This window comes from Pseudoalteromonas nanhaiensis, from assembly GCF_051235485.1.
GTDB lineage: Bacteria > Pseudomonadota > Gammaproteobacteria > Enterobacterales > Alteromonadaceae > Pseudoalteromonas > Pseudoalteromonas lipolytica_C.
On record NZ_JBPNYQ010000009.1, the window covers coordinates 1 to 14,539 of the forward strand.

At 42.0% G+C, this 14,539-nt stretch carries 11 protein-coding genes; 2 read left to right on the plus strand and 9 right to left on the minus strand.

What is annotated here, in order from left to right; translation table 11 throughout:
• Positions 1–60: 60 nt before the first annotated feature.
• The 7 genes from ACSFVZ_RS09825 to fucP form a co-directional block, all read right to left on the minus strand.
• On the minus strand, positions 61–1,341 hold the full coding sequence (locus tag ACSFVZ_RS09825; protein ID WP_435558730.1) for an asparagine synthase-related protein: 1,281 nt from the start codon (positions 1,339–1,341) through the stop codon (positions 61–63).
• Positions 1,342–1,454: 113 nt separating this feature from the next.
• The gene (locus tag ACSFVZ_RS09830) at positions 1,455–3,338 is read right to left on the minus strand and encodes an acetate--CoA ligase (RefSeq protein WP_435558731.1); all 1,884 of its coding nucleotides are present in this window, start codon (positions 3,336–3,338) and stop codon (positions 1,455–1,457) included.
• A gap of 145 nt (positions 3,339–3,483) precedes the next feature.
• On the minus strand, positions 3,484–5,700 hold the full coding sequence (locus ACSFVZ_RS09835) for a tetratricopeptide repeat protein (protein WP_235382621.1): 2,217 nt from the start codon (positions 5,698–5,700) through the stop codon (positions 3,484–3,486).
• A gap of 3 nt (positions 5,701–5,703) precedes the next feature.
• Positions 5,704–6,459 carry a substrate-binding periplasmic protein gene (locus ACSFVZ_RS09840; protein WP_138556599.1) on the minus strand — a complete coding sequence of 252 codons (756 nt, stop codon included), beginning with the start codon at positions 6,457–6,459 and terminating at the stop codon, positions 5,704–5,706.
• A gap of 84 nt (positions 6,460–6,543) precedes the next feature.
• Complete coding sequence (locus ACSFVZ_RS09845; RefSeq protein ID WP_135925735.1) at positions 6,544–6,924, minus strand: hypothetical protein; 381 nt, start codon at positions 6,922–6,924, stop codon at positions 6,544–6,546.
• Positions 6,924–7,274, minus strand: coding sequence for a hypothetical protein (locus tag ACSFVZ_RS09850; RefSeq protein ID WP_135926302.1), 351 nt, complete (start codon positions 7,272–7,274; stop codon positions 6,924–6,926). The genes ACSFVZ_RS09845 and ACSFVZ_RS09850 overlap by 1 nt, the downstream gene beginning before the upstream one ends.
• A gap of 80 nt (positions 7,275–7,354) precedes the next feature.
• Positions 7,355–8,644, minus strand: coding sequence for an L-fucose:H+ symporter permease (gene fucP, locus ACSFVZ_RS09855; RefSeq protein ID WP_435558732.1), 1,290 nt, complete (start codon positions 8,642–8,644; stop codon positions 7,355–7,357).
• A 154-nt stretch (positions 8,645–8,798) separates the two neighbouring features.
• Between fucP and ACSFVZ_RS09860 the strand changes: the two genes are divergently transcribed.
• Positions 8,799–9,929: an ROK family transcriptional regulator gene (locus tag ACSFVZ_RS09860; protein ID WP_435558733.1), complete on the plus strand. Its 1,131-nt coding sequence runs from the start codon at positions 8,799–8,801 to the stop codon at positions 9,927–9,929.
• Between the two features lie 33 nt (positions 9,930–9,962).
• Here the strand turns inward: ACSFVZ_RS09860 and ACSFVZ_RS09865 are convergent, their stop codons facing one another.
• The gene (locus tag ACSFVZ_RS09865) at positions 9,963–12,002 is read right to left on the minus strand and encodes an alpha/beta hydrolase family protein (protein ID WP_435558734.1); all 2,040 of its coding nucleotides are present in this window, start codon (positions 12,000–12,002) and stop codon (positions 9,963–9,965) included.
• A 142-nt stretch (positions 12,003–12,144) separates the two neighbouring features.
• Positions 12,145–13,380, minus strand: coding sequence for a TMEM143 family protein (locus tag ACSFVZ_RS09870; protein WP_435558735.1), 1,236 nt, complete (start codon positions 13,378–13,380; stop codon positions 12,145–12,147).
• Positions 13,381–13,617: 237 nt separating this feature from the next.
• Here ACSFVZ_RS09870 and ACSFVZ_RS09875 point away from each other — a divergent pair, with 237 nt between their 5' ends.
• Complete coding sequence (locus tag ACSFVZ_RS09875) at positions 13,618–14,526, plus strand: GGDEF domain-containing protein (RefSeq protein WP_281546472.1); 909 nt, start codon at positions 13,618–13,620, stop codon at positions 14,524–14,526.
• Positions 14,527–14,539: the final 13 nt, after the last annotated feature.

The window sequence follows — 14,539 nt, forward strand, 5'->3', positions numbered from 1 at the left end:
CTGGTTTAGCGCCAAATGAATCAGAGGTTAGATACCAAGATTCTAAAACTGTGGCCAAAATTAGTTGACCACTACATTTGGAATGCTCAAATGATGGTGTTGATCATTGAGTAGCAAAAACAATTGAAATGCTTTTTCGAGTGGCAATTCAGCCAAGGGTTTAAAACTAAGTTTTAGGTTATCAATTAGTTTTTGTTGCAGCATAGACGCATTATGTACCACTGACTTTGGCAAATAAGCGTACTGCTGATCTAAATAAGCTTGAATGAGTTTATCAAGATTGTTTTCTTTTGCCGCAGCATAAATAGCGTCGCCATAAAACACCGCACCTAAGCCAACACTGCCGCCATTACCAGACCAACTAATTTGTGGTCTTGAAACGGTTTTATATTCATTGTGATGTGCTTTGCGCCAGTATTTGCCAAGGCGCTGTTCAATAGAGAGCTTTTGCGTGTCGCGTACTTGCACAACTTCAAGTTTAAGGGCATTTTGCGAAGCATATTGTTTTGCGCAGTAGAGATCTTGGCTATCTGATTGCGAAAAATTAAACGACTTTAGCTGAACCCCTTGGCGTAATAGCTCGCAGTTAATTAATCGTGAATCTAAGCCGCCCGACAGGGTGCTGAGCACTTTTCTATCGGTGTGCATCGCTTTTGTGACAACACTGCGAAATGCCTGAGTAACGCCTTCTATTGCATCGGTCACCTCTCGGTTTTGTTTGGCAAGGGCGACCCAATCAAAGTAACGTTGTTTTACCACGCCGTGGCTGGCATCAAAACGTAATATTTCGCCTGGGTATGAGCATTTAATGTTTTTATAAGGCGTGTGATCTAATAGCGGGTAACCAAGTACAGCAAGCTCTGTGAGTGCTTCGGCATCGCTTTCAAGCTCAATACTCAGTTGTTTAAATATCCCCAAGTTGGTTGAAAACAGTAAGCCTTGCGCCGTTTTTAAGGTGTAAAATGGTTTTAAGCCAAGTGGGTCGGTGGCAAGTACTAAGCTGCCTAATTGGCTATTAAACTGGCAAAAGCTAAATACCCCTTCACATTGCTGTAAGCAGGTGTTGAGCGAAGCTGTATTGGCCATGGCTTTTAAATCATCACTGCGCGAGCTACTGAGTAAAGGGTGACCAATCAGCGTTGCAATTTGCGACTCAGTTTGCAACCAACTCGCTTGTTGGTATGCATCAAAATCATATTGAAAAATAGCTCCATTATCACAATCAAAGCGCTTAACATCTGCTTTTTTATAGCGATTAAACACATCAGCTATTTGATTAATATAATGAAATTCTGTTTTGCCTAATTCATTGAATTGGATATAACCTGCGATAACAGCCATGTTAACCACCTTTTCGTTTGCTAACTTACATGTAAAGTTGCAAGCCATAGGCCAAAACGAATAAAGGCCTTAAACAAGGCCTTTGGGTAACATTACAAAATTACAAACGCAGATCAGCGATTGTTAAGTTGTTGGTTGATTTCATCGAATATACTCGCATCATCAATGGTTGATGGAATTTGCAGTTCTTCACCATCGACCAATTGGCGTAAGTTCTTTCTGAGTATTTTCCCTGAGCGGGTTTTTGGGAGGCGCTCAACATGCAAAATGTTTTTTAAGCAGGCAATGGCGCCAATTTGATTTCTTACCGAGTGAACTAACTGTTGCTCGACTTCTTTGCTATCGCCAAGGTAATCATCTTTGAGCACAATCATTGCCATGGGTAGTTGCCCTTTGAGTGCATCATTAACCCCAAATACTGCGCATTCAGCAACAGCAGGGTGGGCTGCTACAATCTCTTCCATTTCACCGGTTGATAAGCGATGACCTGCAACGTTAATTACATCATCGGTACGACCCATAATAAATAGATACCCATCGTCATCAATATAGCCGCCATCACCAGAGAGGTAATAACCCGGGTACTCACTTAAATAGCCCGCTTGAAAGCGTTCATTGTTTTGCCAAATTGTAGGTAAACAGCCAGGAGGTAAAGGCAGTTTAATAACCACAGCGCCGCTTTCGTTTGCTGCGCACTGCTCACCGTTCATATCAAGAATTTGTACATCAAAGCCCGGTGTTGGTACCGTAGAGCTGCCCGGTTTAGTGGCAAGTTGTTCAATACCAATAGGGTTACACGCAATTGCCCAACCTGTTTCTGTTTGCCACCAGTGGTCGAGTACGGGCAAGCCCGTTTTGTCTTTTAGCCACTCATAGGTGGGTGGATCGAGGCGCTCGCCGGCCAAAAATAAACGCTTTAAACTTGAGGTGTCGTATTGTTTAAAGCCCTCAGCGTTAGGGTCTTCTTTTTTAATTGCGCGAAACGCAGTTGGAGCACTAAATAAAGCAGTGACTTTATAATCTTCGACAACACGCCAAAACGCACTGGCATCAGGGGTTCTAATTGGTTTGCCTTCATAAAGTACGGTGGCACAGCGATAAATGAGCGGCGCATATACAATGTATGAGTGACCAACTACCCAGCCAATATCAGAAGCTGCCCAAAATACCTCACCGGGTTTCATGCCATACACGGTTTCCATGCTGTAATGCATTGCAACTGCGTGCCCCCCGTTTTCTCGAACCACCCCTTTAGGAGTTCCTGTAGTGCCTGATGTGTAAAGAATATAAAGCGGGTCGTCACCTGCAACAGGTACTGCAGCGACTGCACTTGCTGCCTCAGAGGCTGATTGCCAATCGATGTCTCGGCCATCTTGCATCTCGGCGATGGCTTGTTCACGCTGAAATACAATACAGTGTTCAACAGCATGCTTGGCGTTGTCGAGTGCTTCATCAAGCAGTGGCTTATATTCAATCACATGATTGATTTCCACCCCGCAAGACGCAGTAAGCACAAGCTTAGGCTTTGCGTCATCAATACGCACCGCGAGTTCGTGCGGTGCAAAACCACCAAATACAACGGAGTGAATGGCACCGAGGCGCGCACATGCCAGCATACCAATAACCGCTTGTGGGATCATTGGCATATAAATGACTACGCGGTCACCTTTGCTTACGCCAAGGGATTGCATGAGCCCTGCAAATTTAGCTACCTGAATTTGTAACTCGCCATAAGTGTATTGTTGTTTAGTATTGGTAACAGGGGAGTCGTAAATTAGTGCAGTTTGGTCGCCATAGCCTGCTTCGACATGTTGGTCGAGGGCTAGGTAACAAGTGTTTAACTGACCATCGGCAAACCAATGGTAAAAATCATTATCGTCATATTGATAAGGAGCACTTGGCTCTTTAAACCAAGGAATTCGTTTACTTTGCTCAAGCCAAAACTGACCCGGATCGCGCTGGAACTGTTGATATTGTTGTTGATATTCGCCCGCCATTGTGAGGCTCCTATACTTTTTAGTGAGAGACCCTAAAAAATGTAGGTGTTTTTTTGATTAAATAATATGCGACCTTGGTCGGCATTAATTGGGCTAGATGTAATGAAACCGCCCGGTTTAGGGGCGATTTCAGGGAGTTGTGATACTAAACCTGTTGTTCACTAATAAGCGGTAAGCAAATGAGGATCTTAACGCCACCTAACTCACTGTGCTCAGCTTTTATAGTGCCTTTGTGTGTTTCAATCAGGCTTTTACAAATCGCCAGTCCAAGGCCTGAGCCCCCCGTTTGACGGCTGCGCGACTTATCAACGCGGTATAAGCGTTCGAATATTTCAACTAACTGATTATTGGTAACGCCGGGTGGGGTATCTTCAATGCTAAAAGAAATGCTCTGCTCTGAGGCTGTCGCTACAAATTTAATTTTGCCGGGTTTATCAGTATAAAAAGTACTGTTTGATAAAAGGTTAGTCAGTACTTGCTTAATTTTATCGATATCCCATGTCACCTTGATATCAGCAGCAACGCGAATGTTACTGGTAAATTCAAAGCCTTTGTTTTCTACAAAAGCAGCAAAGTCTTGCTGCCAAACGGATAATACATCAGCAAGTAAATAGGGTTTTAAGTTAAGGTACAGGCTATCTGAATCTGCTTGTGCTAGTTGATGGATATCACGGATCAGTATATTGATATCGGTAAGTTTTCGATTAATTGCATCGTAAGAGGCATCAACGTCTTTGGCGATATTGTATTGCAATGCTTCAACTTGCAATTGTAGTGCTGTGAGTGGCGTGCGAATTTCATGAGATACATCGGCTAGTAAGCGGTTCTTTTTATCAACAACTTCTTGGAGTAGCTGTGCTCGTTCGCTGGCAAGTTTACGCTTTTTAAATGAGCGGTAGCCAAAGCCTGATATCAGTAAAATCACGCAGCTTAAGCCCAATAACCACGCTTTAAATTGCCATTCACTTTCGCTTAGTTGGGCGGCTTGAATTTGCTTATCAGCACTCAATTGATTGATTTCTTGCTGATTTCGCATAAAAGCCACTTGGCTTTGCATTGCGGCCACGGTTAAGTCGTGCTGATTTTTACCGGTATTATCTTCAAGGGTTTGATAGCGACTTTGCGATTCAAATGCTTGTTTATACAGTTGTAATGCAAGGTAAGAGTCAGTGAGTAGTTTATTTAAGCTGATTTGATCTTCAACATCTTGCAGCTCATCAGCCTGTTTTAAAGCCTGCTCTGCGGTTTTAATTGCTTCAGCGTGATCATCAAGGGCTTGATAAATACGTGTTTGGGTGATCCCTAAAGACACTAAGTGTGATCGAAAATTATAGTCAGTAGCGATTGCTAAAGCGCGATCAATATATGCTTGCGCTTCACTAATGTTGCCTTGTTTTAAAGCAATTAACGCCATTAAATTATACGAGCGACATAGCCCTGTGTTTGAAGATGATTGTTGATAATAGCTAATCGACTTCTCAGCGTAATCGGTGGCTGTAGCAAGTTCACCTTGTTTAAGTGCAGCATAGCCAACTTTCATGGCACTATTACCAATATCGACTTTAGAGCCAATTTCTAAATCCAACACGTGAGACATTTTAAAGTGCTTTAACGATTGAGCACTGTCGCCCATACGGCGGTAAACTTCGCCAATTTCGTAAAGCGAATCGGCTATGCCTTTTTTGTCATCAAGCTTTTGATGCAAAGAAAATGATTGAGTTAAACTTGCAAGCGCCGCATTGTGATCGCCAATAATGGCTTCGATTATTCCTAAGTTTAGTAATGCCGATGCATACGATTTTTCATCATCAAACTCATGTAAGATATTAACAGATTTTTGTGCCTCATTTAGGGCGGCTATGTATTTATCTTGCCAGCGTAAAATGGCTGCTAATCGCTCATAGGACTGGGCAATCAGCATAGAATCTTGTATCTGTTTGGCAATGGATAATGCATCTCGGTAGTGCTGCTCTGCTGTTAGAAAGTTACTTTTTCTACCTTGTGCGTAACCCTGAATAAGCATTGCTCGTACCGTTACAGCCTGATTGTTCTGTGTTTGTCCGTAATCTAGTAGTTGCTCTGCATAGCTCAGTGCTTGGTCATAATCGCCATTGCTTACATTCATAAACGCCAACGATTCGAGCGCTTCTTGAATGATCTGTGGCTGATTGATGAGGGTTGTATCGTTAGTTAACTGCTCAAATATATCCGTTGCTTGGCTTGGATCACTGTTACGTAGCAATTGTGCTTCGTTTAGTTTTTCTTGAGCCTGTTCAGGAGTTATTGCAAAGGCGCTTAACGATAGGCAGCTAAGGGCGCAAGCCAAAGCTAAGCTTTTGTAAAATAATGGAGTATTTTTCATTTTTTATTTGGGTAAAGGCAACTGCCATTTTTGTAAAATTGCTTGGTATTGACCGCTTTGCTTCAAAGCTTTAACTGCATCAGTTAATTGTATAGCGAGTTGTTTGTCTATATTAAGGTTTGCAGCGAGGTAAAGGCCTGAAGGAAAGTCGTCTAAGTGCAGGCTTTTATGAATGTCACTAGGGTCAACTCCAGATAATGCCAGTTCGTTTTGCAAGGTTAGAGTGTTGGTAAGCACAAAGTCGATGCGCTCTTTTTCAAGCAATTGCCAAAGTTGATGATAATGACTGACTAGCACCAAGTTTTTATCTTCATTAAATCCCGCTTGCTTCAAATAATGTTCACTTGAATAGCCTCGAATAGTCGCTACACGGTACTGCTGGGCTTGCTTTAAGCTAAATATTTTGTGGCTTTTACTCGATAGATCCACTAAATAAGCATCTGAAAAATAGGTTTGTGCTAACCACTTAAACCGGCTTTCACGAGCTGGATTTTTTAGTAACGAAATCATTAACATGTTTGGATTGTTTTCAAGCTCATAGAAAGCCCGTGCCATTGGCATAATTCTGAATTCGCCGGAGATGTTTGCGCGTGCCAGAGCTGTTTTTACTACTTCAACAAGCGCACCATCAGCTTCGCCTTGCTGATTTTTAAAATGGTACGGTGGTAAATCTTCGGCAAGAAAGGTCAGTGTTTTCGCAGCCGTCGCACAACTGATGAAACAAAGCAGGGTAGCAATCAGAAATGAGCGGAGCAGCATAAAGACCCTTTATCCTTAAACAAGTTATTAACATATTAATTAATATTAGTGAAAAGGTATAGGTTTTTAGCTGCTGCGTAAGATTTAGTTACTTTTTTTACTGCGAGGAGCACCCAGTAAAATACCTATATGACAAACACATACAGATAAAAATGCGCTTACGCCAAGTGCGCCGCCGTAGCCATGCAAACGTGGCACTAAGTATTCAAACAACATTGCAAACAATAACGAAGAAATGGCTAACGTGAAGATACCAAAGCGCTTTGGTGCGCTCATGCCAATGAAAGTCCCGCCAAAGAAAGCCACGCTATAGAGCTCCACATCAACAGATAAAAGGCTCAAGACACTAAATGCAATAATGCTGGTAGCCGCTGATGCACGGATGCCATCAAAGCGATTATGATGCGCTAAAAAGTACGTTGAGTAGGCACCTAATAAAGCGGTAATAGCAATAAATAAATCCATTAAAAGACCCCTTTTGCCAGCATATAAAGCGCTACACTGGCAAAAGCAACGCTACCAAGACGACCACCAAAACCTGCAAATAGATTCATAGTTAATACGTAAAGGCAGGCACCAATTAAAGAGATAAAGCTCAGTTCCCAGTAGCTGTTGATTAAACTTGATGAGCACATGCCAGCAAAGCTGCCAGCGTATATGGCTGCATAAGGGTGATTACCAAAACGAGCAGGAAAAGGAATGAATGTGCCAACTAACCCAGTAACTGCGGCAGATAAAACAAGGGCAACATTAGCTTGGTCATGAAGTAAAAAGCAGGCAAAACAGCCAACAGAAAAGGCCAAAAACTTGACCATGAAAAATGTAATATGTGCCATTAATTGACGATACACCTCGCTTAAGTAGGTAAACGAGGTGCATTATCTCATTGATGCGTTTAGTCCTGCAACTGCGCTTTGGCGGGTATTGCTGCTACTTTGGTATGGTGGCCATACAAAGCAACAATTAAAAAGCAAACAAGTGGTACAACAAACGAAACCGCAGTGTTAAAGGCATCTATGGTTGCGGCTTGGAGCAGCGGTAAAAATGCGCCTCCTAAAATAGCCATTACTAAGCCTGCTGCACCCACTTTTGCATCTTCGCCGAGGCCTTCAAGTGCTGTGCCGTAAATGGTTGGAAACATCAAAGATAGACAGCTTGAAATAGCGACAAGTGCGACTACGCCCACTAAATTAACTTGGGTGGTAACAATAAAACAAAGCACGGCTGCAACTAAAGCCATAAAGCGCAGTAATTTAGCGCTGCTAATAAAGCGCATGAGCCATGTCATAATGAAGCGAGACACTAAAAACACCAGCATAGAATATTGTAACACCTGACCGCCAGTAACTTCTGTGGTGTTAAGTGCTTCCATGGTGTAGCCAATGGTGTAGGTCCATACACAGGTTTGAGCGCCAACATTAAAAAATTGTGCCAGCACACCAAATCGATAATGCTTGTTTTGATACAAATGTTGAAAGGTCTTTTTAAGTTTGCACGGCTGCGCTGTTACTTTTGTTTCTGTTGCAGGAGAGCGGCTAAAGAAGATACATAGCCATAGCAAGATTAAACAACAGGCCATGCCCACATACGGCACCATCACAGCATCGAGTTCAGCACTAACAACGGTTTTTAATTGTGCCTCATTCATCAAAGCGCGGCTTGCACTATCGGCTTGATTTAAGTTTGGTAAAATCAACGTCGCCGCCAAAAACACACCAATATTAGTCCCAACGGGGTTGAAAGCTTGTGCCAGGTTAAGTCTGCGGGTTGCTGTTTGCTCGCACCCTAACTGCATGACATAGGGATTTGCAGAGGTCTCTAAAATAGATAAACCACCTGCAAGTATAAACAAGGCCAATAAAAAGTGACTATAGAGCATGGTTTGACTAGCAGGGTAAAACAATAAAGCACCAGAGGCGGCCATGGCTAAACCTACTAACAGCCCCGTTTTATAATTAAACCGTCTATTGATCATTGCCGCCGGTAAAGCTAGGCAAAAATAAGCGCCATAATAACTAAACTGCACCAATGCTGATTGCAAGGCACTCATCGAAAATGTTTTGCTAAAAACTTTCACTAATGGGTCTGTCATATTGGCTGCAGTGCCCCAAGCAGCAAAGCAAATTGTAAGCAGAATAAAAGGCCATAGCATTTGGCGCGATACAATAGCGGACTGTGTTTGCATAGTTCACCAGATTAATGTGTTCATATTGTTGTGGCCGACAGTATTCACGACTACAAATAATAAATCAACCTAGTTGATTTATTATTTTGACTGGTAGATAGTACGCCAAACAGGTCTAATAGGCCGCTTATCAGGTTGTATCAAGAAGGATGTTATGAAGAGCAGTTTATCGCGAGCACCAAGAAGCAATAACGAGCGCGCAATTTTAAGTTTAATTAGGCAGCAGCAAAGCATGCCTAAGGCACAAATAGCGAAGGCGTTAGCTTTGTCTGCTCAGGCGGCAACAGTGAATATCAACAAGCTCGAAGAAGATAAGCTATTGCTTCGTGATGCACCTGTTAAAGGCCGAGTAGGGCAGCCAAGTGTGCCATTTAGACTTAACCCTGATGGCGCGTTTAGTTTTGGTTTAAAAATCGGACGACGACGCTTCGATCTGATACTCGTTGATTTACAAAGCACGCAAAGAGCGTCTGTATCTTTGGAGGTGAATGAGGCATCGGTTGATGAGCTTAAAGTATTTTTAGAAACACATATTCCTAAATTAATCAGTCAATTAGAACCTGAGCTGCGCTCACATGTGTGCGGGCTTGGGGTCGCTATGCCGTTTGATATTTGGCAATGGCAAGCAACTTCAGACTCAGCAAAAAATCCCCTTAGCCAATGGCAAAACTTTGATTTGAAAGGCTACTTAGAAAGTCAGTTTCAGTTACCTGTTTATATTAGTAACGACAATAACGCAGCCTGCTGTGCAGAGTTAAGCCTCGGAAATCCTAATAACTATAGCGATTTTTTATATGTCTATTTAGGGGCTTTTTTAGGTGGCGCTGTGGTGATTAACCATCAGCTTCTCGAAGGCAAAAGTGGTAATGCCGGTGCAATAGGCTCCATGCTAAACGCTGAACGGGAGCAGTTACTTAGCCAATGTTCGTTACTGTCATTGCAAAGCGAGTTTAATAATGCGCAACTTGGCATTTCTGTGTATGAGCTAACAGACTGTCAGTTTGCAGAGCATAAAGGGCTAGTTCAGCCTTGGCTTGAAAAAGCCGCAGAAGCTATCAGTATTGCCATGCATAACAGTTTAAGTTTGTTAGATATGCAAGCTGTGATTATTGATTCGCCATTACCGAGTAAAGCGCTTGAACAGCTCAAGCAGTTATCAATTGCAGCATTTGCACGCTTAGATAGTCGTGGACTACGTAGCTGTGAAGTGAGTTTAGGTGTGTGCGGAGAAAAAGCGCAGTCAATAGGCTCTGCCCAACTTGCGCTTAGTCATCATTATTTTTAAACAGGAGTGAGCAGCTCACTCCTGTTTAATTTATTACTTCTGATATTGTTTGAACCACGCAAGCGTGTATTCAATTTTCGAAATCATACGCGATGGACGACCCGCAATACCATGTGGTGAGCCCGGCACACGAATAAGCACGGTATCTACCTTTTGCAGTTTTAATGCTTGATAGAATTGCTCTGATTCTGAAATTGGCGTACGGCGGTCTTCTTCACCTGTCATGATCAATGATGGCGTGGTTACGTTACCCACTAATGAAAGCGGCGAACGTTTCCAGTAGTGTTCAACATTATCCCATGGCATGCCCGGGAACTGGTTGCGAATTTGACCAATGTAGCTGTCGGCAGTCAGTGTTTTACTTAACCAGTTGATCACTGGTTTGGTAATTGCAGCCGCGTTGAAGCGGTTTGTTAAACCAACAGCATAAGCTGTTGCAATACCACCTGCTGAACCACCAGCAATAAATAGGTTATCTTTGTCGATAAACCCTTTTGCTATCATGGCATCAACCGCTGAGTTATGGTCAGCAAAGTCTTCTTCTGAGCTGTATTTACCATCTAACAGTAATGCAAAGTCTTTACCGTAACTTGTTGAACCACGGTAATTTACATATACAACCACATAACCTTCAGCGGCATAACGTTGTAATTCAGCAGTAAAGCTTGGGCCATAGGCTAGATGTGGACCGCCGTGAATTTCAACCATTAATGGATATTGCTTGCTCTCATCAAAATCAGGTGGCGTGATGTACCAACCTTGAATGGCTTGGCCGTCAAACTGCGACTTAACATTCAACTCGTGTACTTTACCTAGCTTTTTATGGCCTAATATATCTTCGTTTAATGAAGTAAGCGTTTTAGTTTTACCTTTGTATAGGTAGCCTAAATCAGCTGGGCGATACTCGTTGCCTTTTGTATAAGCAATGGCGCCATTGTTGGCCATGCTAAAACTACCGCTAACATACGGGCGACCAATTGAAGTGCCCGATAGCGTATCAGTTAAATCAGTTACCTTACCGCGGCTGGTTACTTTAGCGAGCTTACGCTTACCAAAATCATCGTATTGAATAACAAAGTCGCCATCGCCTGACCACTTATAATCAGCCACTGAACGGTCTAATTTTTCAGTAATATGCTTGATTGAATTATCATCTAAATCAAGTAATGACAGCGTTGAGTTAATATAAGGCACAGGGGCGTTATCACGAGCAACAAAGGCTAGTTCATCACCGTCTTTAGCATAGTAAGGATTGCTTTCTCGGCCCGGTAAATCTGTTAGCTGTGTAAGCTCACCTGATTTTACGTTAATTTCATAAAGGTCTGACTCAGTAGTGCGGTATTCCCACTCATCATTGCGATCAGCAGAAAAAGCCAGTTTTGTGTTACTTGGATCCCAAGCAAGTGGACCATAGTGCTGATAATCACCCGATGTTAATTGGCGTGGTGTGCCACCCGAAACAGGAATAACAAAAACGTGACGATATGAAGGTTCTAAAAAGCCTGCACCATCAGCTTGATAACGCGCTTTTTCAATTACTTTAACTGGTTTTGACCACTCGGCGCCTTTTGGTTTTTTTGGCAGCTTTACTGATTTAGCGAACGCAGATTTACCTTCCGGAATGCTCATAGTGAAGGCAATTTGCTCTGAGTCATTCGACCAAGTTAAGTTACGTACTGATTTTGGTAGTTGCGTTAAAAGTGCTTGTTTGTCTTGCGCTAACCAATAAACGTGAAGTTGATTTGAGCCGCTTGAATTGCTGGTAAAAGCAATTTTTTGGCTATCTGGAGACCAAGTTGGTTGGCTGTAGTTATGTTCATCAGAAAACAGCGGCGTGTGTTGACCAGACTTTAAATCGTACAGCCAAAAGCTACGTTTGTTGCCATCTTTCATGATGTCGTAGCCGCTACGCACATAAACAATTTTTTTACCGTCTGGGCTTATTTGTGGGTCGCCTGCGTATTCAAGTTGAAAAATATCTTCAGAAACAAATTTGTCGTTAGCATATACCTGAGCTGTTGTTGCTGCGCACAGCAAGCTGGCTCCAATAAAAATTGATTTTTTTAATTGCATGGAATGGTCTTTTTTTAGCCGTAAAATTTTATCCTAAAAGCAGACCATGCTGTGCGCAAGCACATTGAGATAAAGTTGCATTTACCCCAGTTGAATTGACTCAAAGTCTATATGTGCTTCGCTAGTACCTGATTTTAAAGGCTTAGGCAAACTTAAAATAGTCATCCCAACGACTATCTAAGCGTTGTTTGGCATTGGCTAAATCAACCGCCGAATAAAGATCATTGTTTTGATTAACCAGTTCAAGCTTGACGAGTTTGTCTAAAGCATCATCAATTTCAAAGTCGAGCTGGCAATTATGTTGCTCGTTAAACCATTGCTCAATTTGCTTATCTAATTGCTCTGCAGTCATCTCAGATTTGCTCTTTAATAAAAAGGTGTAGGCAAGCAGCGCTTCTTTTACATCTTCTTCTTCAGCTGCATCAACGAGGGTATGAAAAACACCTGCGTTGTTATCGAGATTTTTAAAATACAAGTTGTCGGCCAGTGCTTTCATAAAGCGAATTTTACGATTTTTAAACTTGCTCCACTCTTTAAATATAAAGCTGCCAAACACACCCATGCCGATTGCAAAGGTAATAAAGTGCTGCTGACTCATATGCACTTCTTCGCTGCGCCAACCGCCCCAAAAAGCAATCAAGGCAATCAGCAGTAAAATTGACGCGCCTAATTTTGTTACCAACACCACAGCACCACCAATCAGGGCAGATGAGCCAATGATAAGTTTATCAATCGGGCGCATTTTTACTTCGCTATTCGGAAACAGCATTTCTAAATCGGCTTTGGGGACATTCTGGAATAATTTGACGATGGTTGAATTGGGCTCGAATCCTACCGGCATTTTGCCTTTTTCTAAAAAGTACTGCTCGTCTTTAAAGCGGATGAATATGGCAACGCGGTCATAGTTAGTAAATTGAATCTGTTTTTTCTTAAGCCCCCAAAAACTGCGCAGCGTCTCGGTTTTTTGCGATTCACCACGGCGGTAAAAGACCACTTCTGCGAAGTCATCAAACTCAACGGCTAAACGCACTTTAAATAAAGACTCTTCATTCAATGCATCTTGCAAGTCTTGATTGGTAATGGTTTCAAAATTGGCGGCATTGAGTACCGTGGCAAAATCTTTAGCAAAAGCTGATTGATAGTTGGCACGCTCAGCATCGGTAATAGGTTTCAGCGTGCGGGTATCGCTATTAGGGTCAAATGGCGCATAGTTGTTTTTTAATGACTCCAGCAATCCGTGATATTGATAATGGGTCACGCTTTGCAAAAGTGTAGCAAACTCCTTAAACGAATAATTTGATTGCGACTCACCTAAATAGGCTTGGCAAAGGTTGATGATGTCGTGTTTACGAAAAGGAATAAAGCGTGCGTTAATCATTATGCTAATATTTATTTAAACAGAATTCGCTCAGATGATAAAAAATTAATCTCGAGAATGCGACTGTTACAAACAAATAGCATGACGTTAGACTTTTTTGCTGGTTAAAAGGGATTGCTTTAGGTTAATTACTCCAGCCAAAATGCTGGTTTTTAAAATTCACGGTCGCTTTGTCATGCACTTTTAAACACGCTTTGCTAATGTTGAGCCAATTGCAGTAAGTTGTCGTGATCTGTTATGAGTATACAACCTCCACCAATCGAAGTTAAAGCTGAGTTAAACTCAGTACCTCTAGTTATAAAGCAGCTTTTTATAAGCGTGTTCATTATTTCATTGTTGATGATTGTGGTGACATATCTTTACCATTTTAATCGATTAGAAAATGATATTTATCTCAATGGCGTATTAACAGATGCTATTAATCTATTGATCCTCATATGTATATTTGCCTTTGTGCAAACATCGGTAGTAGCACAAAGAAGCTATTTATTTTTAAGTATTGGTATTTTTCTATGGAGTGTCGGGCTGACCTTCGACTTTCTAGATGAACTTGTGTTTCAGCCTATTTGGGTGGGAATTTATATCGAGGATATTGCTCGAACAATTGGTATGTTGGTTACTGGCTTTGGTTTGTTTTTAGCTTTGTCAGACTTAGCTAAAACCCGCGAGCAACTTGAAGAAGAGCTAAAAACAGATGTGCTTACCAAAGCCTATAATCGCCGTTATTTCTACCACTATGTACTGCAAAATCAAGATACACCGCATAGTATTGTAATTGTAGATATTGATCACTTTAAAGCGATCAATGATGAACATGGTCATGATGTAGGCGATCAGGTGTTGATTGATTTTGTATCGCAATGCCATAAGGCATTAGACCCGCATATTTTATTTGCCCGTATAGGTGGTGAAGAGTTTGCTTTATTTGTTCCGACTGAAGATCAAGAAATATTGAGTCAGACATGTCAGCAACTATTGTGCTTGGCCAGTAACGTGATGGTTACGCCGAGTAAAACACTCAGTGTGAGTGTAGGTTCAGCAATAAAACGCGCCACAGAAACATTTAGTAATGCAATGAAACGAGCTGATCAGGCACTATATCAGGCTAAAAACCAAGGCCGTAGCCGTTATATTCATAAACCGTAAGGGACGGTTAAGG

What these genes read in the sequence shown, in the direction of transcription:
- ACSFVZ_RS09875 (WP_281546472.1), top strand. Translation starts at nt 13,618, where the DNA reads ATGAGTATACAACCTCCACCAATCGAAGTTAAAGCTGAGTTAAACTCA.
- fucP (WP_435558732.1), bottom strand. Translation starts at nt 8,644, where the DNA reads ATGCAAACACAGTCCGCTATTGTATCGCGCCAAATGCTATGGCCTTTT.
- ACSFVZ_RS09850 (WP_135926302.1), bottom strand. Translation starts at nt 7,274, where the DNA reads ATGGTCAAGTTTTTGGCCTTTTCTGTTGGCTGTTTTGCCTGCTTTTTA.
- ACSFVZ_RS09840 (WP_138556599.1), bottom strand. Translation starts at nt 6,459, where the DNA reads ATGCTGCTCCGCTCATTTCTGATTGCTACCCTGCTTTGTTTCATCAGT.
- ACSFVZ_RS09870 (WP_435558735.1), bottom strand. Translation starts at nt 13,380, where the DNA reads ATGATTAACGCACGCTTTATTCCTTTTCGTAAACACGACATCATCAAC.
- ACSFVZ_RS09830 (WP_435558731.1), bottom strand. Translation starts at nt 3,338, where the DNA reads ATGGCGGGCGAATATCAACAACAATATCAACAGTTCCAGCGCGATCCG.
- ACSFVZ_RS09825 (WP_435558730.1), bottom strand. Translation starts at nt 1,341, where the DNA reads ATGGCTGTTATCGCAGGTTATATCCAATTCAATGAATTAGGCAAAACA.
- ACSFVZ_RS09865 (WP_435558734.1), bottom strand. Translation starts at nt 12,002, where the DNA reads ATGCAATTAAAAAAATCAATTTTTATTGGAGCCAGCTTGCTGTGCGCA.
- ACSFVZ_RS09835 (WP_235382621.1), bottom strand. Translation starts at nt 5,700, where the DNA reads ATGAAAAATACTCCATTATTTTACAAAAGCTTAGCTTTGGCTTGCGCC.
- ACSFVZ_RS09845 (WP_135925735.1), bottom strand. Translation starts at nt 6,924, where the DNA reads ATGGATTTATTTATTGCTATTACCGCTTTATTAGGTGCCTACTCAACG.
- ACSFVZ_RS09860 (WP_435558733.1), top strand. Translation starts at nt 8,799, where the DNA reads ATGAAGAGCAGTTTATCGCGAGCACCAAGAAGCAATAACGAGCGCGCA.